This window comes from Zeimonas sediminis (assembly GCF_023721795.1).
In the GTDB taxonomy this organism is placed as follows: Bacteria; Pseudomonadota; Gammaproteobacteria; order Burkholderiales; family Burkholderiaceae_E; genus Zeimonas; species Zeimonas sediminis.
Genome location: NZ_JAMQYE010000001.1, coordinates 1,341,646 through 1,362,271, shown reverse-complemented (window position 1 = coordinate 1,362,271; position 20,626 = coordinate 1,341,646). Strand labels below are relative to the sequence as shown.

Below are 20,626 nucleotides of genomic sequence, written 5' to 3'. Positions count from 1 at the left end.
GCCCGGGCCCACGGCCGGCCCCCCGTCGATCTGCGATGATCTCGCCATGCCGAACAGCCCGACCCGCCTTCTCGACCGGTTTCCGCTCAGCATCGTGGCGCTGCTTTGCGCCACGCTGGGCCTTGCGCCCTACCTGCCCGAACCGCACGTCTGGGAGAAGCTGAAGATGCTGGCGGCCGGCGCGCTCTCCCGCCCGGTCGACGTGTTCGACCTGTTGCTGCACGGCCTGCCGTGGGCGCTGCTCGCGGCGAAGCTCGTGCGCCTGCGCCGGCGCTCGCCGAAGTCCTGAAAGAGGCGTCGCATGTTCAGCTACCGTCACGCATTCCACGCGGGCAACCACGCCGACGTGCTCAAGCACGTGGTGCTCGTTCAGCTGCTACGCCACCTGGCGCTGAAGGAGACGCCGTTCTGGGTCATCGACACGCATGCCGGGGCGGGCCTGTATTCGCTCGAGGGCGAGTGGGCGGCCAAGCGCAGCGAATTCGCCGACGGCATCGGCAGGCTGTGGGGGCGGGCCGACGCGCCGCCGGCGGTGGCCGACTATCTCGACGAGGTGCGCGCGGTCAACCCGGAGGGCCGGCTTCGCCACTACCCCGGCTCGCCCTTCATCGCGCTGCGCCACCTTCGCGATCGCGACCGGCTCAGGCTGTTCGAGATGCACCCGAACGAGAGCCGGGTGCTGGCCGGCAACATCGAGGAGGCCGGGCGCGACGCGCAGCGGCGCACGATCGTCTCGCCCGGCGACGGCTTCGCGGGCCTGAAGGCGCTGCTGCCGCCGCCGCCGCGGCGCGCGCTGGTGCTGATCGATCCGTCGTACGAGGACAAGCGCGACTACGCGCGGGCGCTCGCCGCGCTGCGCGAGGGGCTGGAGCGATTCGCGACCGGCTGCTACGCGATCTGGTACCCGCTGGTGCAGCGGCCGGAGCCTGCCGACCTCGCGCGGCGGCTGACGAACCAGCCCGGCATCCGCTGGCTGCACGTCACGCTGGCCGTCCGCCATCCGGCCGCCGACGGCCTGGGCCTGCACGGCAGCGGGATGTTCGTCGTCAATCCGCCGTGGACGCTGCACGAGTCGCTGCGGGCCTGCCTGCCGTGGCTGACCGCCGCGCTTCGACAGGACGACGGTGCGCGGCATTCGCTCGAGCAAGGGGGCGAGGGGTCGCCGGCGCAGCCGGTGCAGTCGGCGCGACCGCCGCGACCCGCGCGGCCGGCGCGAACCAAGGCGCCAGTGCGCCGATGAAGCTGGCCGCCGCCGGGCTCGCGCTGGCGCCGCTGCTGGTCGTTCAGGGGAGGCGGGTGCGGCGGATCGCGCTGCGCCTGCCCGAGGCGGCGGGCCCGCGCGAAGGCGCCGCAGGGCGATCTCCCGAGCGTGCTGCCCGCACGCTGAGGCTGCTGGTCGTCGGGGATTCTTCGGCTGCCGGCGTCGGCGCGCCGACCCAGGACGATGCGCTGGCCGGGAACCTGGCGCGGGCGCTGCTCGGCGCGAACCCGGAGAGCGCCGCCGGGCCCGCGCCGCCGGTCGCTCCCGATCGCGTGGAATGGTCGCTGGCAGCGCGCACCGGTGCGAACGCGGCCGAGGCGCTGGGCATGATCGAGGCGCTGGCGCCGCGCGGCTGCGACCTGGCCGTGGTAGCGGTGGGCGTCAACGATGTGACCGGCGCCACGCCGCCCGCGCGCTGGCTGCGCGTGGTCGAGCGACTGGCGTCGACGCTGCAGCACCGCCACGGCGCGGCCTGCGTGATCGTCTCGGGCCTTCCGCCGATGCATCGCTTCCCGCTGCTGCCGCAACCGCTGCGTTGGTACCTGGGGGCGCGCGCCCGGCACCTGGACGAGGCCCTCGCCCGACGTTGCGCCGGGCAGCCGGCGATGCGCCACCTGCCGCTGCCCGCGCTGGCCGACCGATCGCTGATGGCCGAGGACGGCTTCCACCCGTCGCCGGCCGGTTACCGCGTCTGGGCCGGGGCGCTGGCCGCCGAGGCCGCGCGGGCCTTGCCCAGCCTGATGGCCGGGAGGCCCGCCGCGGCGGCCAGCGCGAGCACGAAGTAGGCGGCCTGCCAGCCGGTCGCGCTGGCCGGCCCGCCGAAGGCGTCGAGCGCGAGCCCCACCGCCAGCGGCCCTACGAAGGACGCCGCGAAGCCCACCGTTGAGTGCAGCGCCATGGTGGCGCCGCGATAGTCGGGGTCGGCGGCCCCGACCATGCCGGCGGTGAGCGCGCCCGAGTCCGCGGGGACCGCGCAGCCGTGCAGCAGCAGCAGCGCGAGCACCAGCAGCCAGGGGCCGGCCGAGGCCAGCCCGAGGCCGACGGCGAACGCCGCCGACGCCGCCATGACGGCCGCGATCAGCCGCCGCCTGCCGATCCGAAGGGCCATCTCGTTGCCCAGGATGCTGGCAGGCATCGCGATCAGGGTGACCGCCACGCTGACGACGACCGCGTCGATCCACGCGGGCGCGCCCTCCCGCGCTGCGGTGAACAGCCAGAACGACACGATCCAGGCGCGGATCGCGGCGAGCTCGAAGCAGTGCGCGCCGTAGCCGAGCACGAAACCCAGCGCGGGCCGGTTGGCCAGCACCGGCCGGAAGTCGAGCAGCCTGGCCCCCGCGCGCGGCGTGGGCCGGTGCGCGGGAAGCGACAGTGCCACCGCGGTCATGACCAGCGGGCCGCAGCCCACGGCCACGAAGGCGGCCTGCCAGCCGAACTGGCGCTCGACCAGTTGCGCGCCGAGGAAGGACAGGCCGACGCCGACCGAGTAGCTCGAGGTGTACAGCGTGATGCTGCGCGAGGCGTCGCCCGGCGGCAGCCGGTCGGTCAGCGCGCGCAGGCCCGGCATGTAGGCGCCCGCGAAGCCGGCGCCCGCGATCGCCCACAGGAACGCCGCCGACCAGAAGCCCTGCGCGAACATCGCGAAGGCCAGGGTCGCGACCGTGCTGAGCAGCGTGCCGGACACCAGGATGCGCCGTGCGTCGACCCGGTCGGTCAGCGTGGTGCTCAGCGGCACCATGACCGCGTAGCCCATGAAGTAGGCGCCGGCGATCGCGCCGCTTTCGGTCGCGCTCAGCCCCCAGAGCTCGGCGAAGCGAGGGATCAGCGCCGAGAAGGCCATGTGCGGCAGCAGGCTGCCGAGCTGGCCCGCGCACATCGACGCAACCAGGGGGCCCGCGCGCATCGTCGGACTCAATCGGCGCCCGCCGGTGCCTCCCGGCGCCGCTGCAGCAGCGGAACGCCGTGGCGGACCGCGGTGATCTCCGCCAGGATCGAGATCGCGATCTCGGGCGGCGTGCGGGCGCCGATGAACAGGCCGATCGGTCCGTGCAGCCGGTCGATTTCCTCGGGCGTCATGTCGAACATCGCGAGCCGCGCCCTGCGGCTCGCAGTGGTCGCCCGGCTGCCCAGCGCGCCCACGTAGAAGGCCGGGGACTTCAGCGCCTCGAGCAGCGCCATGTCGTCGAGCTTCGGATCGTGCGTCAGCGCGACGATCGCGGTGCGGTCGTCGATGCCGAGCGCGAGGATCGCGTCGTCGGGCATCTCGCGCAGCAGGCTCACGCCCTCGATCGTCATGCCTTCGGCGAACTCCTCGCGCGGATCGACGACCACGATCTCGTAGTCGGCGGCCAGCGCGATTTCACACACGCAGCGCGACAGCTGGCCGGCCCCGATGACGACCAGGCGCCAGCGAGGGCCGTGGACTGCGCGCATCGTGCGGCCGTCGAAGGAGAAGACGTCGGAGCGCGCGGCGTCGGCGAGGCTGGACGCGCCGGTTGCCATGTCGAGCGACCGGGTGGTGATCCGCTTGGCCGCGGTCCTGGCGAGCAGGGCCTCGAGCAGGTCCGGCCGCGGCCGCGGCTCGACCACGATGCGCAGCCGGCCGCCGCAAGGCAGGTTGAAGCGGCTCGCGTCGTCGCGGGTCGCGCCGTAGACGACGAGCTCGGGAAGCTCGCGCTGCAGCGCGCCTTCGCGGACCCGCGCGATCAGGTCGTCCTCGACGCAGCCGCCCGACACCGAGCCGACCACCTGCCCGTCGTCGCGGATCGCCAGCCAGGCGCCCGGCCGGCGCGGCGCGGAGCCCCAGGTTTCCACGACGGTCGCCAGCGCCACGCGACGGCCGGCGCGCAGCCAGTCGATCGCGGCGCGAAGGACCGAGAGATCGGTGCTGTCCATGGTCTCGCAGTGCGTTGCGGGTGATGCCGACCCTGCGGGCCGGTCCCGCTGCCCGCGGCCGGCCGTCGTGCTTGCTTGACCGGCGTCATCACCGGAACCGGCCGCAAGCCGGACAATCATGACATCGGCAGTGAACGGTGTCGCGCACGCCGTTCCGATCGTTCCCGCTTCAGTTCAACCCCAGTCCAGGACCCCCGATGATTCGAGAAACCGAAGGCGACATCCTTCTCAGCAAGGCCCAGTTCATCGCCCACGGCATCGCGCCGCAGGACCACTTCGACAACGGTCTGGCGCTCGCGCTGCGCGAGCGCTGGCCGGCCATGGTGCGCGACTACCGCCAGGCCACCCGCAACCATCCGCTGGCGGCCGGCGAGATCTGGGCCTGGGCCGGCGTCGATGCCGACGGCAGCGCCCGCGGCGTGGTCAATCTGCTCACGCAGGACATGATCGGATCCGGCGGCTCGGCGAGGCCCGGCAAGGCCACGGTCGAGAACGTGAGCCGCGTGCTGAAGGCGTTGGCCAAGTTCGCGCGCGACGAGAAGGTTCGCAGCCTGGCGCTGCCGCGGCTGGCTACCGGTGTCGGCGGCCTGCAGTGGGCCGACGTGAAGCCGGTCGTCCAGCAGCACCTCGGCGACCTGGGCATTCCGGTCATCGTCTACGAGACCTATCACGCCGGCGTGCAGGCCGACGAGAAACTGGGCTGAAGCCCCGGCGCACCCGAGCCGCGCCGGCCGGGCCGGCGCGGTCTCAGGAGATGCCCGATCTCGCCAGCGCGATTTCCGAACGAGCCTGCCTGAGCACCGAGATCGAGGCGCTCAGGGCCAGTCCGGCCATCGCGATGGCGACCAGCAGATCGGGCCAGACGGTGCCGGTGCCGAACACGCCCAGCGCAGCCGCAGCCACCGCCAGGTTGCCGATCGCGTCGTTTCGGCTGCACAGCCAGACCGAACGCAGGTTGGCGTCGCCTTCCCGGAACGAGAACAGCATGGCCGCCACCCCGGCGTTCACCGCCAGCGCGAGCAAGGCGATCGCGCCCATCGTGAAAGGTTCCGGCGCCTCCCCGAGGACAGCTGCCCAGGCGACCTTGCCCAGCACGAATGCGCCCCACGCGCCCATCGTGGCTCCCTTGATCCAGGCGGCGCGCGCGCGCCACAGCAATCCCATCGACAGGACCGCCAGCGACAGTGCGTAGTTGGCCGCATCGCCTGCGAAGTCGACCGCATCGGCGAGCAAGGACACGGATCCGGACTTGAGGCCGCCCACGATCTCGATCCCGAACATCGCGGCGTTGAGGATGAGCGCGATCCACAGCACGCGTCGCAGCCGGGGGTTCGCCGCATCGAATTCCGACGATGTGCAGTGATCATCGTGGCAGTGGGACAAGGGCCTCTCCGTCGTGCGTTGTCATGGCCGTCATTCAAAAGCCTGGAGTCGCTACGGAGTCAAGGGCTATCATCGAAAGATCGAGACGTTCTCCCCGCACGGAGGTGGCGATGCGAATCGGCGAGCTCTCCAGGATGACCGGCGTCGACGTGGAGACGATCCGCTTCTACGAGAAGAGCGGCCTGTTGCCGCAACCGGCGCGCGAGTCCAACGCCTACCGTTCCTACGGCCCGGCGCACGTCGAGCGGCTGGTTTTCGTCAGGCATTGCCGGGCGCTCGACATGCCGCTCGACGCGGTCAGGCGGCTGCTCGGCTTCGTCGACCATCCGGACGCGGACTGCGGCGACATCAACGAACTGATCGACGAGCAGTTGGCGCGGGTCCGCGCCAGGCTCGACAGCTTGCGCGCGCTCGAGCGCCAGCTCGCCTCGCTGAGCGCGCAGTGCCGCGAGCCCCACGCGGCCCGCGAATGCGGAATCCTGCAGGAGCTGGTGTCGGCGGCCCAGGGCGAAGCCTGCGCCTGCCACGGTGCGAAGCGATGAGCCTTGGCGCAAAATGAGGCCCTGACTCGACGCGCCACCCGGCGCGCTGCGAACTTGCCGAGAAAACCACGAGAACAAGCGATGCACGATTTCAAGGGCGTCTACCCGATCCTGGCCACCCCGTTCCGAAACGACGAGAGCTTCGACGAGGACTCGCTTCGCCGGATGCTCGCGTTCATGCAGCGCATCGGCGTGCAGGGCGTCACCGTGCTGGGCGTGCTCGGCGAGGCGAACCGGATGAGCGACCGCGAGCGCGAGGCGATCGTGCGAACGACCGTCGGCGCGGTCGGCGGAACGATGACCGTGATCGTCGGCATCTCGCATCCGGGCACCCGCGCCACGGTCGAGCTCGGCCGAATGGCCGCCGAGCTGGGCGCCGACGCGCTGATGGTCACGCCGTCGGCCGAGCCGGCGCCCAACGATGCGCGGGTGGCCGAGTACTTCGGCCGGGTCTGCGAAGGCGTGAGCCTGCCGGTGGTGCTGCAGGACCATCCCGCGTCGACCGGCGTGCACATGGGCGTGCCGCTGATCGCGAAGATCGTCGCCGACAACGCCCGCATCGCCTGCATCAAGGCCGAGGCGGTGCCCTCGGCGCCGAAGATCGCGGCGATGAAGGCTGCGCTGTCTCGCGAACTGCCGATGCTCACCGGCCTGGGCGCGCTGTACGGCCAGTTCGACCTGGAGCAGGGATCCAGCGGCTACAACACCGGCTTCGCGTTCCCCGAGGTGCTGCAGGCCCACGTGGCGGCCTGGCAGCACGGCGACAAGGCGCTCGCCCGGCGGATCTGGAACCACTTCCTGCCGCTGATCGTGTTCGAGCAGCAACCGGGCGTGGCGGTACGCAAGGAGCTGCTGCGGCGGCGCGGGCTGCTCGGCACCGGCACCGTCCGGCACCCGGGCGGGGCGCTGGCGCCGGTCAGCGCGGCGCAGCTGACCGAGCTGCTCGAAGCGGTCATGCCGGGTGTCGACATCACGCAGCCGCTCGACGTTGCCAGCGTGATCGGCTGACGGGCGCCGAGCGCCGAGCCTTGCGGCTCGAAGCGCCGTGGCCCGGGCCGATGTCGCAAGTCTCGAGCCGATTCATCGGGGAGGCGAGATGGAGATCCTGATCGACGTGCCCGCGCTCGAGCGCGGCCTGCCCGGCACGCTCACGGTGCCTGCCTCGGCGCGCGGCATCGTGGCCTTCGCCCACGGCAGCGGCAGCAGCCGGCTCTCGCCGCGCAACCGCTACGTTGCCGAGGTGCTGCAGCAGCGCGGCATCGCCACGCTGCTCTTCGACCTGCTCACGCCGCAGGAAGACCGAGACCCGGAGGCGCGCTTCGACATCCCGCTGCTCACCGAGCGCCTGCTGGCCGCCACCGACTGGCTGGCGCGGCAGGACGCGGTCTCGGCATTGCCGCTCGGCTACTTCGGCGCCAGCACCGGCGCGGCGGCGGCGCTCGAGGCAGCAGCCGCCCCGGGCAGCCGGGTCGCGGCCGTCGTTTCGCGCGGCGGACGCCCCGACCTGGCGCGGGCCGGCCTGCTCGAGGCGGTCGCCGCGCCGACGCTGCTGATCGTGGGCGGGTTCGACGACGTGGTCATCGGCCTCAACCGAAAGGCGATGGCCCGCATGCGCTGCGAGAACGAGCTGGTGATCGTGCCCGGGGCCACTCACCTGTTCGAGGAGCCGGGCACGCTGGCGCAGGCGGCGGGTCACGCTGCGGACTGGTTCGCGCGCTGGTTCGGCTGAAGCGCGCGCGGCGCCGTCGCATCGTGGTCGCGCGTCGGCGCGTCACCGCCCCGCATCGCCGCATCGCCGCCCCGATCCGTTAGGCTCTCGCCCATGCTCTCGGTGAATCTCGGTCCGCTGGGCCTCTCGGTCGATCGCTTGCTGATGATCGTCGCGATCTTCGTGGCGCTCGTCGCCGGCTGGCTCGCCGGTCGCCGCCTCGGCACGCCGAAGGGCGCGGGCATCGGCGCGGTGCTGCCCGACATGGTGCTGGTGGGGCTCGTCGTCGCACGGGTCGCGTTCGTCGCGCGCTGGTTCGACCAGTACCGTGGCGAACCGCTGTCCATGCTCGACATCCGCGACGGCGGTTTCGAGACCTGGGCGGGCGTCGCCGCGGCGCTGGCCTTCGGAGCGTGGCGGGCCTGGCGTCGCGAGGCGCTGCGCAGGCCGTTGGCCGCGGCCCTGGTCGCGGGCGCGCTCGCATGGGGCGGGCTGGCTGTCGGCATCCACCAGATCAGGCAGTCGGCGCCCGCGCTGCCGGACACGCAGCTTCGTTCGCTGGCCGGCGAGCCGATTTCGCTGGGGGCGCTGGTGCAGGGCCGGCCGGCCGTCGTCAATCTGTGGGCCACCTGGTGTCCGCCCTGCGTGCGCGAGATGCCGGTGCTGGCGGCCGCGCAGAAGCGCGAGACCGGCATCGTCTTCATGTTCGCGAACCAGGGCGAGGGCGCCGGGCAGGTCGAGCGCTTTGTCGCCGCGCAGAAGCTGGACCTCGGCAACATGCTGCTCGATCCGGGCGGGGCGCTGGCGCGCAGCGTGGGCTCGCGGGCGATGCCCACCACGCTGTTCTACGACGCGCAGGGCAGGCTGGTGGACACGCATCTCGGCGCGCTGTCCGAGGCCTCGCTCGCGGCGAAGCTGCAACGAATTCGCCCCGGGAGCGATCGATGAGGTCGGTTCTGCTGCGGATCGAGGGACGCGTGCAGGGCGTCGGTTACCGCGCGGCCATGGCCCGCGAGGCGCGGCGGCTCGGCGTGGTGGGCTGGGTGAGGAACCGGCTCGACGGCTCGGTCGAGGCGCTGGCAGCGGGGCCGGAGCCGGCGGTCGAGGCGCTCGTCGAATGGGCGCGCCGCGGGCCGCCCGCTGCGAGCGTCGCGCGGGTCGACGTCGTCGAGCGCGCCGACGAGGCCTCGTCCTTCGAAGGCTTCATGCAGCGGCCCACCGCCTGAGCTGCCCCGGGTCTGCCCGATTCGCGCCGCGGCGAAAGCGGGTCCTTGCCGCGCTCTGCCCGAATTGGAGATCCGTTGCAAGCAATTGATTCGAATCGCGTTTCCGCCAGGGGTACGGCTTGTCGCATTCGGCGCAATATGAGCCTTGACTCATACAGACAGAAGGAGCAGCCATGGATCGCAAGCACTTCATCCGCGGCATGAGCGCCATGCTGGGCGCTGTGGTGTTCGGGCCGGTGCTGACCGCCTGCGGCAGCGGCGGCGACGACTCGCTGAACACGATCGCCGAGGCCGGTGTGACCGGCGACACCACGCTCACCTCGACCGGGCTGGACGAGATCGAAATCGCGGGCCTGAAGTTCATGCGCGAGGAAGAGAAGCTGGCGCACGACGTCTACGCCACGCTGTTCAACACCTGGGGTGCCGAGATCTTCTCGAACATCGCGGCCAGCGAGACCGCGCACACCGAGGCGGTGCTCGGCCAGATCGAGCTCTACGGAATCGAGGATCCCGCCGAGGGCAATCCGGTCGGCGTGTTCGAGGACCCGTATCTCCAGGCCTTGTACGACAAGCTGATCGCGATGGGCAGCGTCAGCCTGATCGAAGGCCTGAAGGTGGGCGCGCTGATCGAGGAGACCGACATCGTCGACATCCGCGAGAAGATGGAGGACACCGACGAGGCCAGCATCCTGCAGGTCTACCAGAACCTGCTGTGCGGCTCCTACGAGCACCTGCAGGCCTTCGACAAGGCCTTGCGCGCCAACGGCGTCAGCTACCAGTCGCAGGTGATCACGCAGGAGGAGTGGGACGCGATCGTGGCGGGCACCGCTTCCTGCACCGCCTGAGGTCCGCACGCGAGCACGTACCGACGCGCGCTGCGGGCTGCCGCAGGCGTCCAGCGCCGCGGCGCGCGTGGCCTGTCAGCAGCCGGCGTCGGCGAAGGCGCGCAATGCGCGGGAGAGCTCGCCGATCGCGTCGCCCAGCGCGACCGGCACGAGTTCCGCAGGAGGCGGGTTGCTCGCGTCGAGCACCTTGCCCGACGCGATTCTCACGCTGGCGCCGCCTCTCACGGCCAGCTCCAGGTCGGGAAGCTGCGCACGGCCGGGTCCGCTGCGAGCGAGGGCCAGCTCCAGCGTTGCGACGCGGCTGAGGATGTCGCCGGCCGGCATTGCGACGGCGCCCGTCAGGATACCGAGAAAGCTCCCGCCGACGACGGAGGGATAGTCGTACCGGAGCCATTCCCCGAAGCTCTCCTTCGACCGGTCGATCTCGTAAAGACCGAACACGACGCGTCGAAGCGCGAGCGCCGGGCATGCGGCCGTCGCCTCGGTCGCCGCGAGCTCGCCCACTGCCCGCACGATCGCGGCGGCCGCCTGCTGAAGGAGGCGATCCTCGTCGCATAAAGGCGGCAATGCGGGGCCGTGGTCCGCGGGCACGCCGGCCAGGCTGGCCAGGGCCGCGGCGTGCCAGCGGTCGCCTGCGAGCAGCCGGCTTCGAATCTGGCGGGCCGCGTCCGTCGCGCGCGGTGCCAGGCAGCGCGCGTGCCATCCGCCGGGATCGCTCGCGCAGCGCTCGATGCCGCAATCCTGGGCCGGCGCGGTGCCGTGAAGCAGGGCGTCCCACCGGACCGGCACCGCGACCAGGGGTCGTGAAGCCGGGATCTCGCTCGGTCGCACGACCGCTACCTCGACGAACGCGCCCGGCGGCGGCGGCAGCGCGCAGCCGGCGAAGAGTGCCATCGCCGCGGCGAAGGCGGCCGGGCATGCCAGGCGCCGGGCAATCATTCGGTTTCTCCAGGCCACACTGACCATGATGGCCGAAAAAAAGCCCGCCGGAGCGGGCTCTTTCTCTGAACGGCGAACGACGCTCAAGCCATCGACGCCTTCAACTCCAGCCGGCGCCGATGCAGGATCGGCTCGGTGTAGCCCGCGGGCTGCGTCGTGCCCTCGAAGACCAGGTCGCAGGCCGCCTTGAAGGCCACCGTGTCGAAGGACGGGGCCATCGGCCGGTACAGCGGGTCGCCGGCGTTCTGCTTGTCCACGACCGCGGCCATCCGCTTCATCACGTCCATGACCTGGTCCTTGGCGACCACGCCGTGGTGCAGCCAGTTGGCGATGTGCTGCGACGAGATCCGGCAGGTGGCGCGGTCTTCCATCAGGCCCACGTTGTTGATGTCGGGCACCTTGGAGCAGCCCACGCCCTGGTCGACCCAGCGCACCACGTAGCCGAGGATGCCCTGCGCGTTGTTCTCGAGCTCGGCGGTGATCTCCGCCTCGGTCCAGTTCGGGTCCTTCGCGACCGGGATCATCAGGATGTGGTCGAGCTCGCCGCGGCGCCCCTGCTTGGCGATCTCGGCCTGGCGGGCCAGCACGTCGACCTTGTGATAGTGGGTCGCGTGCAGCGTGGCCGCGGTCGGGCTGGGCACCCAGGCGCAGTTGGCGCCGGCCTGCGGATGGCCGATCTTCTGCTCGAGCATCGCTGCCATCAGGTCGGGCATCGCCCACATTCCCTTGCCGATCTGGGCCTTGCCGGCCAGGCCGCACTCCAGGCCGATGTCCACGTTGGCCAGTTCGTAGGCGGCGATCCAGGGCTGGGCCTTCATGTCGGCCTTGCGGACCATTGCGCCGGCCTCCATCGAGGTGTGGATCTCGTCACCGGTGCGGTCGAGGAAGCCGGTGTTGATGAATGCCACCCGCGACTTCGCCGCGCGGATGCATTCCTTCAGGTTCACCGTGGTGCGGCGCTCCTCGTCCATGATGCCGATCTTCACCGTGTTCTGCGGCAGGCCGAGCGCCTTCTCCACGTGCGTGAAGATCTCGTCGGCGAACGCGACCTCCTCGGGGCCGTGCATCTTCGGCTTGACCACGTAGACCGAGCCCTGCGTGGAATTGCGCGCGCCGCCGGTCTTCCTGAGGTCGTGCATCGCGATCAGCACGGTGCACATCGCGTCGAGCAGGCCCTCGTGGGCCTCGTTGCCGTCGCGATCGAGCACCGCGGGGTTGGTCATCAGGTGGCCCACGTTGCGCACCAGCATCAGCGAGCGGCCTTTCAGGGAGAGGGCGGAGCCGTCGGGCGCGGTGTAGGCGCGGTCGGGGTTCAGCTTTCGCTCGAAGCTGCCGCCGCCCTTGGCCACCGTTTCCACCAGGTCGCCGCGCATCAGGCCCAGCCAGTTGCGGTAGGCGAGCGCCTTGTCCTCGGCGTCGACCGCGGCGACAGAGTCCTCGCAGTCCATGATCGTGGTGACCGCGGCTTCCATCATCACGTCGGCCACGCCCGCCTTGTCGGTCTTGCCGATCTGGTGCTTGCGGTCGATCCGGATCTCGACGTGCAACCGGTTGTGGCGCAGCAGGATCGCGGACGGGGCGGCCGCGTCGCCGGCATGGCCGGCGAAGAGCGACGGGTCGGCCAGACCGGTCTCGCCGGCCGCGGTGTCGACGACCAGCTTGCCGCCGGCCACGCGATAGCCGGTCGCGTCGGCGTGGCTGCCGCGGGCCAGCGGCGCCGCGCCGTCGAGGAAGTGCTTGGCCCAGGCGATCACGCGCGCGCCGCGCACCGGGTCGTAGCCGCCGGGCTGCGGGGAATCGCCCATCGCGTCGGTGCCGTACAGCGCGTCGTACAGGCTGCCCCAGCGAGCGTTCGCGGCGTTCAGCGCGTAGCGGGCGTTCATCACCGGCACGACCAGCTGCGGGCCGGGAATGCTGGCGATCTCGGGATCGACGTTGGCGGTGTCGACCGCGAAGGCCGGACCTTCGGGGACCAGGTAGCCGATCTCGACCAGGAAGGCCTTGTAGGCGGTGGCGTCGTGCGGCTTGCCGCGGCGCTCGCGGTGCCAGGCGTCGATCTTCGCCTGCAGTTCGTCGCGCTTCGCGAGCAGCGCGCGGTTCTTCGGGCCCTTCTCGTGGACCAGGTCGGACAGCCCCTTCCAGAACTGGTCCGAGGACACGCCGGTCGTCGGCAGCGCCTCGTTCTCGATCATGTCGTACAGGGGGCGGGCCACCTGCAGGCCGAATTTCTCGATGCGGTCGGTCATGGGATGTCTCCGGGAGTCGAATGGATGGTGGACGGGGTGCCGGGCCAGGGGGTCGGGCAGGCAGTTCGGATGGCGGCGGATCAGGCGGCGGCCGGCTTCGCCACCGGCAGCACGTCGGTGAGCAGGCTTCCGGTGTGGTCCGGCTCGGTGTCGAGCCGGTCCAGCGGCGCGCCGCCGCGGTTGATCCAGAAGCTGGTGAAGCCGTACCAGCGAGAGCCGATCGCGTCCCAGCAGTTCGAGGAAACGAACAGGATCTCGCGCGCGCGGCAGCCGAAGGCTTCGGGCGCGAGCGCGTAGACGCTGTCCATGGTCTTGAATGTGCCGACCTGTTCGGACGAGAGCAGGTGGTCGAACAGGCCGGTCATGCCGGCGCTGCGCACCGAAACCTCGATCATGTCGCGGTTGCCGTTGCTCAGGATGCCGAGCGGCAGGCCCGCCGCCTTCAGCGCGCGCAGGGCGCCGAGGTTCTCGGGGAAGGCCGACAGGCTGGAGTACTGGTTCATCAGCCGTCGCTCGGATTCGGCCGGCAGCGGCAGCCCGAGGCGCTCGGCCGAGAAGTGCAGCGCGTCGCGAGTGATGTCCCAGAAGGGCTTGTAGCGGCCCGACATCGCGCGCAGCCACGAATACTCGAGCTGCTTCTGCCGCCACGACTGGGACAGCGCGTCGCCCTTGCCGGGGAACAGCTGCTCGGCCAGGCTCGCCACCGAATGCACGTCGAAAAGCGTGCCGTAGGCGTCGAAAACGACGGCCTTGATCGGCACTGCGGCGAAGGAATCGGGGGATCGAGCCATGGGCATTCTCCTGTGACGAAGAATAGCGGCTCGATTTCCGCCGAAAAAGTACCTAATCGCCTAAGGAGTTTGGACTTTTCCGTAAAGATCGGTCAAGAAAGAGCGGCTTCCACCGGGCATTTCGTGGCAGGTCCGCTGCCGATCAGTCCCAGCGCGGCCAGCGCGCTCCCGATGGCGGCGTCGATCGGGGTGCCAGGCAGCGCCGCGAACGTGTGCCTCAGGCGCGAGTCGTCCAGCGCGTGCGGCACGCGCCACAGGTAGGCCATTTCGGAGATCTCCCGCCACATCGGGACGAACCAGCCGCCCGCGCGAAGCAGGGGCCAGGGCACGGCGCCGTGCCGCCAGCCCTTGGCCGGCCGAATGCCGCCCGCCTCGGCAGCCCGCTCGATGGCGCGCAGCAGTTCGGCGCCGGTCAGCGTGTGCCCGCCGAAATGGAGCCGTTCGAAGGCGGGCAGGTCCGTACGCTCCGCGACCGCGACGAAGGTCCGCGCCAGGTCGGGCAGGTAGGCCCAGGCGTGCGGCAGGTCGGTCGGCCCAGGATAGACCAGCCTCCCGGCGCGCAAGGACTTCGCGATCACCAGGTCGAGCCAGCTGCCGGTGCCGCCCCCGAAGAAGTCGCCGGCCCGGATCACGATCGCCCGAAGGCCGGCGGCCGCGCGCCCCTCCAGCTCGCGCTCCATAAGGACCCGGATCCGCCCCTTGCGGGTCGTGGCGTCCTGCGGCGTGTCCTCGCGAAGCAGCGGCGGCATCGCCTCGCCGAAGTTGTAGACGTTGCCCGGGATCATGAGGCGCGCGTCCAGCCGTTCGGCCAGCGCCAGGCCGGCGCGCGCGAGTGGCAGCGCCTGCTCGGCCCAGCGGGTGTAGGGCGGGTTGACCGCGTAGACGACCGTATCGGCGCCGCGCGCCTCGGCGGCCATGGTTTCGAGGTCGGCCAGCGGCGTGGCGAGGTGGCGGGCGCCGGGCGGAAGCGCGGCCGGCGCGCGGCGCGCCTGGGCGAGCACCTTCCAGCCGGCAGCGGCGAAGGCCTTCGAGGCAGCGGCGCCGAAGCGGCCGTTGGCGCCGAGGACGAGCACGGTGCGGGTGTCCGGGACCTTGGCATTCGGGTTCATGACGGGCCTTCCTTCGGTTCGCCCGGCGGGCGATCGGTGTTGCGACGCCTCGAAGTGTCGTCGCCCGAAGGCCATCCGACAATTGCCTGGCAGCGTATTCCAGCCATACGATTCGGTATGGGCACGCAACGCTTCGACTGGACCCTTGTCCACAGCTTCCTCGCCGTTCTCGACGCCGGCAGCCTGATGGGTGCGGCCCGCGCGATCGGCTCCACGCAGCCGACGCTCAGCCGGCACGTCGCCGAACTGGAGGCGCAACTCGGCGCGCCGCTGTTCGAGCGCACCGGTCGCGGCGTGGTGCCGACCGCCACAGCGCTGGCGATCGCCGATGCCGCGCGGCAGATGGAGGAGGGCGCGCTCGGCCTGGAGCGCGCCCTGGCCCGGCAGCGCGACATGGCCACCGGCGTAGTCAGGGTCACCGCGAGCCAGGTGGCCGCGGCCTGGCTGCTGCCGCCGCTGCTGGCCGAGCTGCAGCTGGCCGAGCCCGGCGTCCAGGTGGAGCTGGTCGCGTCCAACGCACTGAGCAACCTGCTGCGCCGCGAGGCGGACATCGCGGTCCGGATGGTTCGGCCGGCCCAGGGCTCGCTGGTGGCTCGCAAGCTGGCGGAGATCGGGGTCGGCGCCTATGCGCACGAGCGCTACCTGGCCCGCGCCGGCGAGCCGCGCAGCCCGGAGGACCTGGCTGCGCATCGGCTGGTCGGCCACGATCGCGACGACACGATCCTGCGGGGGTTCGCCGCGCTGGGCCTGCCGATCGCCCGCGAGGCCTTCGCGCTGCGCACCGACGACCACATCGCCTACGGCCGCCTGGTGGCCGAAGGCGCGGGAATCGGCTTTCTCGCGCACTACACGGTGGCGGGCCAGCAGGGGCTGCGGCGGATCCTGCCGCAGCTGAGGATCCCGCCGCTGCCCTGCTGGCTGGCGGTGCACCGCGAGATTCGCGGCAACCGCGTGGTCAGGCGAGTCTACGACTTCCTGGCCGCGCGAATTCCCGAGCGGCTCGCAGACCTAAGTGGAAGCAACCCGGAACGCGTGAAGAAATCGTAGCGAGCGGCCCGAGGTCGCGCCGAGAAGCGCAGCCGTACGGAGGAGTACGGCGAGCATCGCAGGTGCGAGATCGGGCCGCGCAGTAGATTTATTCACGCGTTCCCCTCGGGCGGCGGCTCCGCGCCCTTCCGCTCGACGATCATCCGATACTGGTCCGGCTCGCGATGCCGTGCGAAGTTGAAGGTGGTGTTCTTGTAGGACTTGGTGAGGTCCAGGTCGCAGCGCGCGATCGCCAGTTCGTCGCCCAGCGTGGAGCAGGCGGCCACGATCTCGCCCGAAGGCGCCACGATGACCGAGTTGCCGATCTGGTCCACGCCTTCCTCGCGGCCGGCCTTGGCCACGCCGACCACCCAGGTGCCGTTCTGGTAGGCGCCCGACTGCATGACCAGCGAGTTGTGGAAGTTCGACAGCGCGTCGTGCTCTGGCGCAGGCGGGTTGTGCACCGGCGTGTTGTAGCCGAGCAGCACCATCTCCACGCCCTGCAGGCCCATCACCCGGTAGGTCTCGGGCCAGCGTCGGTCGTTGCAGATCGCCATCCCCATCAGCCCGCCGAAGGCGCGGTAGACCGGGAAGCCGAGGTCGCCGCGCTCGAAGTAGCGCTTCTCCAGGTGCTGGAAGGCGCGCCAGGGCTCGTGCTCGTGGTGGCCCGGCAGGTGGATCTTGCGGTACTTGCCGACGATCTTCCCGGCCTTGTCGACCAGGATCGAGGTATTGAAGCGGCGCGGGCGGCCGTCCTGCTCGGTCAGCTCGGCGTAGCCGAGGTAGAAGCCGATGCCCAGCTCGCGCGAGGCGTCGAACAGCTTCTGGGTTTCCGGGCCGGGCATCCGGCGCTCGAAGAAGGCGTCGATCTCTTCCTGGTGCTCGAAGTACCAGCGCGGGAAGAAGGTGGTCAGCGCGAGCTCGGGGAACACGACCAGGTCGCAGCCGTGAGCCTTGGCCTGGCGCATCAGCGCGAGCAGGCGCTCGACGACCTCGGCGCGGGATTCCTTCAGGGCGATCGGGCCGAGCTGTGCGGCGCCGACGGTGACGATGCGGGACATGCCTTGTCTTCCGTTGATGGTGAGGTTCGCGGCGGTTCGGGATGCGCCGGCCGGCTGAGCCGCGCTCAGCTCGCCAGCTCGAGCAGCGTGTGCAGCAGCACGTCGGTGCCGGCGGCGAGGTCCTCGGGGCGGGTGTCCTCGGCCGGGTTGTGGCTGATGCCGCCGATGCTCGGCACGAAGATCATCGCGGTCGGGCAGATCCGGGCGAGCATCTGCGCGTCGTGGCCGGCGCCCGAGGTCATGCGCCGGCACGACAGCCCGAGCCGCCCGGCGTGGTGCTCGACCAGGTGTGCGATGCCGTCGTCGAACTGCACCGGCTCGAAGCGGGCCAGGCGGCGGGTCTCGATCTTCACGCCCTCGGCGGCGGCGAGCTCTTCGAGGAAGGCGGCGAAGCGGCGCTCGGCCTCGCGCAGCGTGGCCTCGTCGGTGTTGCGGATGTCGACGGTGACCGTGGCGCGGGCCGCGATCACGTTGATCAGGTTCGGGTGCAGCTTGACCAGGCCCATCGTGCAGACCTGGTCGCCGCCCAGCTCGCGGGCGATCTCGCGCAGCTTCGTGCCGATCGCCGCCGCGCAGTAGCCGGCGTCGTGGCGAAGCCGCATCGGCGTGGTGCCGGCGTGGTTCGACTGGCCGGTGATCGTGACCTCCTGCCAGGAGATGCCCTGCAGGCTCTCGACCGCGCCGATCCGCACGCCTTCGATGTCCAGCACCGGGCCCTGCTCGATGTGCAGCTCGACGAAGGCGTGCGGGCGGTACAGGCCCAGGCCGGCGTCGCCGGCGTAGCCGATCCGGGCCAGCTCGTCGCCCACGCGCTTGCCGTCGATGCCGACCGTGTCCAGCGCCTCCTTCAGCGGCAGGCCGCCCACGTAGACCAGCGAGCCCATCATGTCGGGGGCGAAGCGCGCGCCTTCCTCGTTGGTGAACACGCCCACGACCAGCGGCCGCCGGGTGCGCACGCCGGCGTCGTTCAGCGTCTCGATCGCCTCGAGCGCGCCGATCACGCCCAGGTTGCCGTCGAAGCGCCCGCCGGTGCGCACCGTGTCGATGTGCGAGCCGCTCATCACCGGGGAGAGGTCCTCGGTGCCGCGACGCAGCCCGAACACGTTGCCGATCCGGTCCACGCGAACTTCCAGGCCCAGCTCGCGCATCCAGGACACGAGCAGGTCGCGCCCCGCCTTGTCCTCGTCGGTCAGCGCGAGCCGGCAGCAGGCGCCCTCGTCGGTGCGGCCGATCGCGGCCAGCTGCTCCAGCCGGCCGAGCAGGCGCTCGGGGCGGATCCTCAGCCCCGCCAGCGCGGGGTCGACGGCGACCGGGCCCGCGGCACCGTGACGCTCGCAGCAGCTCATGCCGGCGCCACCTCTTCGGCGGCGCGGCCGACGACCTGCCGGTAGATCGCCGGGTCGGTGTCGCCCTCGCTGCCCAGCAGCAGCACGCGCGAGTTCGCGTCGAGCCGAAGCGTGGCCGCCAGCCCCGGGTGGTCGCGCGCGGCCAGCAGCGCGGCCAGGCCCGACGCGCCGGTCTCGCCGGAAACGATCGCCGGATCGCCGGGCAAGGGATCCGCGAACAGCCGCATGCCGGCCAGCGCGTAGCGGTCGTCGACAGCGATCGCCGCATTCGCGCCGCCGCGCAGGATCGCCCAGGCCAGGTCGGACACCTCGCCGCAGGCCAGGCCCGCCATTACCGTGTCGAGCGAGCCGTGCACGACCACCTGCTCGCCCTTTTCCAGGCTGCGGTAGACGCAGTCGGCCGACAGCGGCTCGACCACGACGAAGCAGGGCCGTCGCTCGCCCCAGCGTATCCAGAAATCGGCGCAGATCGCGGCGGCCAGCGCGCCGACCCCGGCCTGCACGAACACGTGGGTCGGCGGCTCGCCTCCCGGCATCTGGTCGGCGATCTCGGCGGCCATCACGCCGTAGCCGTGCATCACGTCGGTCGGGATCTCGCGATAGCCAGGGTAGGAGGTGTCGGAAACGACGGTCCAGCCGTTGGCGGCGGCTTGCTGCGCCGCGTGGCGGACCGCGTCGTCGTAGTTGCCCTTGACCTCGACGACCTGCGCGCCGTATTGCGCGATCGCGTCGCGCCGGCCCTGGCTCACCGCCTCGTGCACGAAGATCACGCAGCCGCAGCCGAACAGCTGCGCGCCCCAGGCGACCGAGCGGCCGTGGTTGCCGTCGGTGGCGCAGGTGACGGTTTCACCGCGAATGACGTCGTCGTGCGCGCCCGACAGCAGGTCGGCCGACGAGACGGCCGCGAGCCCCTTGGCCGCCGCGATCTTCCTGCGCAGTACGTTCGACACCGCGTAGGCGCCGCCCAGCGCCTTGAAGCTGCGCAGGCCGAAGCGGCCGCGTTCGTCCTTGTAGTGGACCTGCGCCAGGCCGAGCGCCGCTGCCAGGCCGGGCAGCCCGGTGAGCGGCGTGCGCGCGTAGCCGGGCCAGCTGGAGATCTCGGCCAGCGCGGCCCGGAACTGCGCGGCGCTCATCACTTCGGAGCGCGCCGCGCCGTAGGGCTCGGACGGCGGGGCCGCATTCGGGTTGGCGACGGCCCGGGCCTGGGCGCCCGGTTCGATCTTGTCGGGAAGGGTGTTCATCAGCGAAGGTGGCAGGCGACGAAGTGGCCCGGCTCGATCTCGCGCAGCGCGGGTTCCTCGACCTTGCAGCGCTCCTCGGCGTACGGGCAGCGGGTGTGGAAGCGGCATCCCGACGGCGGTTTCATCGGGCTCGGGACGTCGCCTTTCAGGATTATCCGCTTTCTCTCGACGGTGGGGTCGGGCACCGGCACCGCCGACAGCAGCGCCTCGGTGTACGGATGCCGGGGCGCGGCGAAGATCTCGCGCTTGGGCGCGATCTCGACCATCTTGCCCAGGTACATCACCGCCACGCGGTGGCTGATGTGCTCGACCACCGCCAGGTCGTGCGCCACGAACAGGTAGGAGAGCCTGAACTCTTCCTGCAGGTCGATCAGCAGGTTGATCACCTGCGCCTGCACCGACACGTCGAGCGCCGAGACCGGCTCGTCGCAGACGATCAGCTTCGGCTGCACCGACAGCGCGCGGGCGATGCCCAGGCGCTGGCGCTGGCCGCCCGAGAACTCGTGCGGGTACTTGACCAGCTGGTCGGGCCGCAGGCCGACCCGGTCGAACAGCGCCGCGACCCGCTCGTCGATCTGCTTCTGCGGCAGCGACTCGAAGTTGCGCAGCGGCTCGGCCACGATCTCGGCGGCGCGCATGCGCGGGTTCAGCGACGAGTACGGGTCCTGGAACACGGCCTGCAGTTCGCGCCGGAAGGGCCGCACCTGCGAAGCGGGCAGCTTCTCGATCTGGCGGCCCCGCCAGCTGATCGTGCCGCTGGTCGGCTCGGTGAGCCGAAGGATCATCTTGCCGGTGGTCGACTTGCCGCAGCCCGACTCGCCGACCAGGCCCAGGGTCTCGCCTTCGCGGATCCAGAAGCTCACGCCGTCGACCGCGCGCACCTTGGCGCCGCCGCGGCCGAACAGGCCCTGCTTGACGTCGAAATGCTTGCAGAGGTCGCGGACCTCCAGCAGCGCGTCGGACGGCGCGACGCCGACCGCGGCAGTGCGCTCTTTCATCACGGCACT

Annotated in this window: 22 protein-coding genes; 11 read left to right on the top strand and 11 right to left on the bottom strand. The window is 71.4% G+C overall.

Features of this window, described 5'->3' with window-relative positions; all coding sequences use genetic code 11:
* Positions 1-46 precede the first annotated feature (46 nt).
* From M6I34_RS06390 to M6I34_RS06380, 3 genes are read left to right on the top strand one after another with little or no spacing between them, the layout of a single operon-like run.
* Positions 47-289: a hypothetical protein gene (locus M6I34_RS06390; protein WP_272484864.1), complete on the top strand. Its 243-nt coding sequence runs from the start codon at positions 47-49 to the stop codon at positions 287-289.
* A 12-nt stretch (positions 290-301) separates the two neighbouring features.
* On the top strand, positions 302-1,240 hold the full coding sequence (locus M6I34_RS06385; RefSeq protein WP_272484863.1) for a 23S rRNA (adenine(2030)-N(6))-methyltransferase RlmJ: 939 nt from the start codon (positions 302-304) through the stop codon (positions 1,238-1,240).
* A complete protein-coding gene (locus M6I34_RS06380) occupies positions 1,237-2,046 on the top strand; it encodes an SGNH/GDSL hydrolase family protein (RefSeq protein ID WP_272484862.1) in 810 nt (269 codons plus the stop codon). The genes M6I34_RS06385 and M6I34_RS06380 overlap by 4 nt, the downstream gene beginning before the upstream one ends.
* Here M6I34_RS06380 and M6I34_RS06375 read toward each other — a convergent pair.
* The gene (locus tag M6I34_RS06375; RefSeq protein ID WP_272484861.1) at positions 1,944-3,164 is read right to left on the bottom strand and encodes an MFS transporter; all 1,221 of its coding nucleotides are present in this window, start codon (positions 3,162-3,164) and stop codon (positions 1,944-1,946) included. The genes M6I34_RS06380 and M6I34_RS06375 overlap by 103 nt on opposite strands.
* 8 nt (positions 3,165-3,172) lie before the next feature.
* Entirely contained in the window at positions 3,173-4,156 is a 984-nt protein-coding gene (locus tag M6I34_RS06370) for an XdhC family protein (RefSeq protein WP_272484860.1), read from the bottom strand.
* A gap of 197 nt (positions 4,157-4,353) precedes the next feature.
* Between M6I34_RS06370 and M6I34_RS06365 the strand changes: the two genes are divergently transcribed.
* Positions 4,354-4,860 (top strand): macro domain-containing protein, encoded by a 507-nt coding sequence (locus tag M6I34_RS06365; protein WP_272484859.1) that lies wholly within the window; start codon positions 4,354-4,356, stop codon positions 4,858-4,860.
* A gap of 43 nt (positions 4,861-4,903) precedes the next feature.
* Here the strand turns inward: M6I34_RS06365 and M6I34_RS06360 are convergent, their stop codons facing one another.
* Positions 4,904-5,479, bottom strand: a complete 576-nt coding sequence (locus tag M6I34_RS06360) for a cation efflux transmembrane domain-containing protein (RefSeq protein ID WP_418953537.1) — start codon at positions 5,477-5,479, stop codon at positions 4,904-4,906.
* A gap of 170 nt (positions 5,480-5,649) precedes the next feature.
* Here M6I34_RS06360 and cadR point away from each other — a divergent pair, with 170 nt between their 5' ends.
* The 6 genes from cadR to M6I34_RS06330 all read left to right on the top strand — a co-directional run bounded on the left by cadR (position 5,650) and on the right by M6I34_RS06330 (position 9,860).
* On the top strand, positions 5,650-6,081 hold the full coding sequence (gene cadR, locus M6I34_RS06355; RefSeq protein WP_272484857.1) for a Cd(II)/Pb(II)-responsive transcriptional regulator: 432 nt from the start codon (positions 5,650-5,652) through the stop codon (positions 6,079-6,081).
* 81 nt (positions 6,082-6,162) lie between these two features.
* Positions 6,163-7,089, top strand: a complete 927-nt coding sequence (locus M6I34_RS06350) for a dihydrodipicolinate synthase family protein (RefSeq protein ID WP_272484856.1) — start codon at positions 6,163-6,165, stop codon at positions 7,087-7,089.
* An 88-nt stretch (positions 7,090-7,177) separates the two neighbouring features.
* On the top strand, positions 7,178-7,810 hold the full coding sequence (locus M6I34_RS06345; RefSeq protein ID WP_272484855.1) for a dienelactone hydrolase family protein: 633 nt from the start codon (positions 7,178-7,180) through the stop codon (positions 7,808-7,810).
* Positions 7,811-7,903: 93 nt separating this feature from the next.
* Complete coding sequence (locus M6I34_RS06340; RefSeq protein WP_272484854.1) at positions 7,904-8,737, top strand: TlpA disulfide reductase family protein; 834 nt, start codon at positions 7,904-7,906, stop codon at positions 8,735-8,737.
* A complete protein-coding gene (locus M6I34_RS06335) occupies positions 8,734-9,015 on the top strand; it encodes an acylphosphatase (RefSeq protein ID WP_272484853.1) in 282 nt (93 codons plus the stop codon). Before M6I34_RS06340 ends, M6I34_RS06335 begins: the two co-directional genes overlap by 4 nt.
* Before the next feature lie 173 nt (positions 9,016-9,188).
* Positions 9,189-9,860, top strand: a complete 672-nt coding sequence (locus tag M6I34_RS06330) for a DUF2202 domain-containing protein (protein ID WP_272484852.1) — start codon at positions 9,189-9,191, stop codon at positions 9,858-9,860.
* Positions 9,861-9,935: 75 nt separating this feature from the next.
* Here M6I34_RS06330 and M6I34_RS06325 read toward each other — a convergent pair whose 3' ends face one another.
* The 4 genes from M6I34_RS06325 to M6I34_RS06310 form a co-directional block, all read right to left on the bottom strand.
* Positions 9,936-10,886, bottom strand: a complete 951-nt coding sequence (locus M6I34_RS06325; protein ID WP_272484851.1) for a hypothetical protein — start codon at positions 10,884-10,886, stop codon at positions 9,936-9,938.
* Positions 10,883-13,045 carry a malate synthase G gene (locus M6I34_RS06320; protein WP_272484850.1) on the bottom strand — a complete coding sequence of 721 codons (2,163 nt, stop codon included), beginning with the start codon at positions 13,043-13,045 and terminating at the stop codon, positions 10,883-10,885. Before M6I34_RS06320 ends, M6I34_RS06325 begins: the two co-directional genes overlap by 4 nt.
* A gap of 80 nt (positions 13,046-13,125) precedes the next feature.
* Complete coding sequence (locus tag M6I34_RS06315; RefSeq protein WP_272484849.1) at positions 13,126-13,836, bottom strand: haloacid dehalogenase type II; 711 nt, start codon at positions 13,834-13,836, stop codon at positions 13,126-13,128.
* 92 nt (positions 13,837-13,928) lie between these two features.
* On the bottom strand, positions 13,929-14,945 hold the full coding sequence (locus M6I34_RS06310) for an NAD-dependent epimerase/dehydratase family protein (RefSeq protein ID WP_272484848.1): 1,017 nt from the start codon (positions 14,943-14,945) through the stop codon (positions 13,929-13,931).
* Between the two features lie 117 nt (positions 14,946-15,062).
* Here M6I34_RS06310 and M6I34_RS06305 point away from each other — a divergent pair, with 117 nt between their 5' ends.
* Entirely contained in the window at positions 15,063-15,992 is a 930-nt protein-coding gene (locus tag M6I34_RS06305) for a LysR family transcriptional regulator (RefSeq protein WP_272484847.1), read from the top strand.
* Positions 15,993-16,084: 92 nt separating this feature from the next.
* Here the strand turns inward: M6I34_RS06305 and M6I34_RS06300 are convergent, their stop codons facing one another.
* From M6I34_RS06300 to M6I34_RS06285, 4 genes are all read right to left on the bottom strand, one after another.
* The gene (locus M6I34_RS06300) at positions 16,085-17,032 is read right to left on the bottom strand and encodes an N-carbamoyl-D-amino-acid hydrolase (protein ID WP_272484846.1); all 948 of its coding nucleotides are present in this window, start codon (positions 17,030-17,032) and stop codon (positions 16,085-16,087) included.
* A gap of 65 nt (positions 17,033-17,097) precedes the next feature.
* Positions 17,098-18,378, bottom strand: coding sequence for a Zn-dependent hydrolase (locus M6I34_RS06295; protein WP_272484845.1), 1,281 nt, complete (start codon positions 18,376-18,378; stop codon positions 17,098-17,100).
* A complete protein-coding gene (locus M6I34_RS06290) occupies positions 18,375-19,619 on the bottom strand; it encodes a diaminopropionate ammonia-lyase (RefSeq protein ID WP_272484844.1) in 1,245 nt (414 codons plus the stop codon). The genes M6I34_RS06295 and M6I34_RS06290 overlap by 4 nt, the downstream gene beginning before the upstream one ends.
* Positions 19,619-20,617 carry an ABC transporter ATP-binding protein gene (locus M6I34_RS06285; RefSeq protein WP_272484843.1) on the bottom strand — a complete coding sequence of 333 codons (999 nt, stop codon included), beginning with the start codon at positions 20,615-20,617 and terminating at the stop codon, positions 19,619-19,621. Before M6I34_RS06285 ends, M6I34_RS06290 begins: the two co-directional genes overlap by 1 nt.
* Between the last annotated feature and the right edge of the window lie 9 nt (positions 20,618-20,626).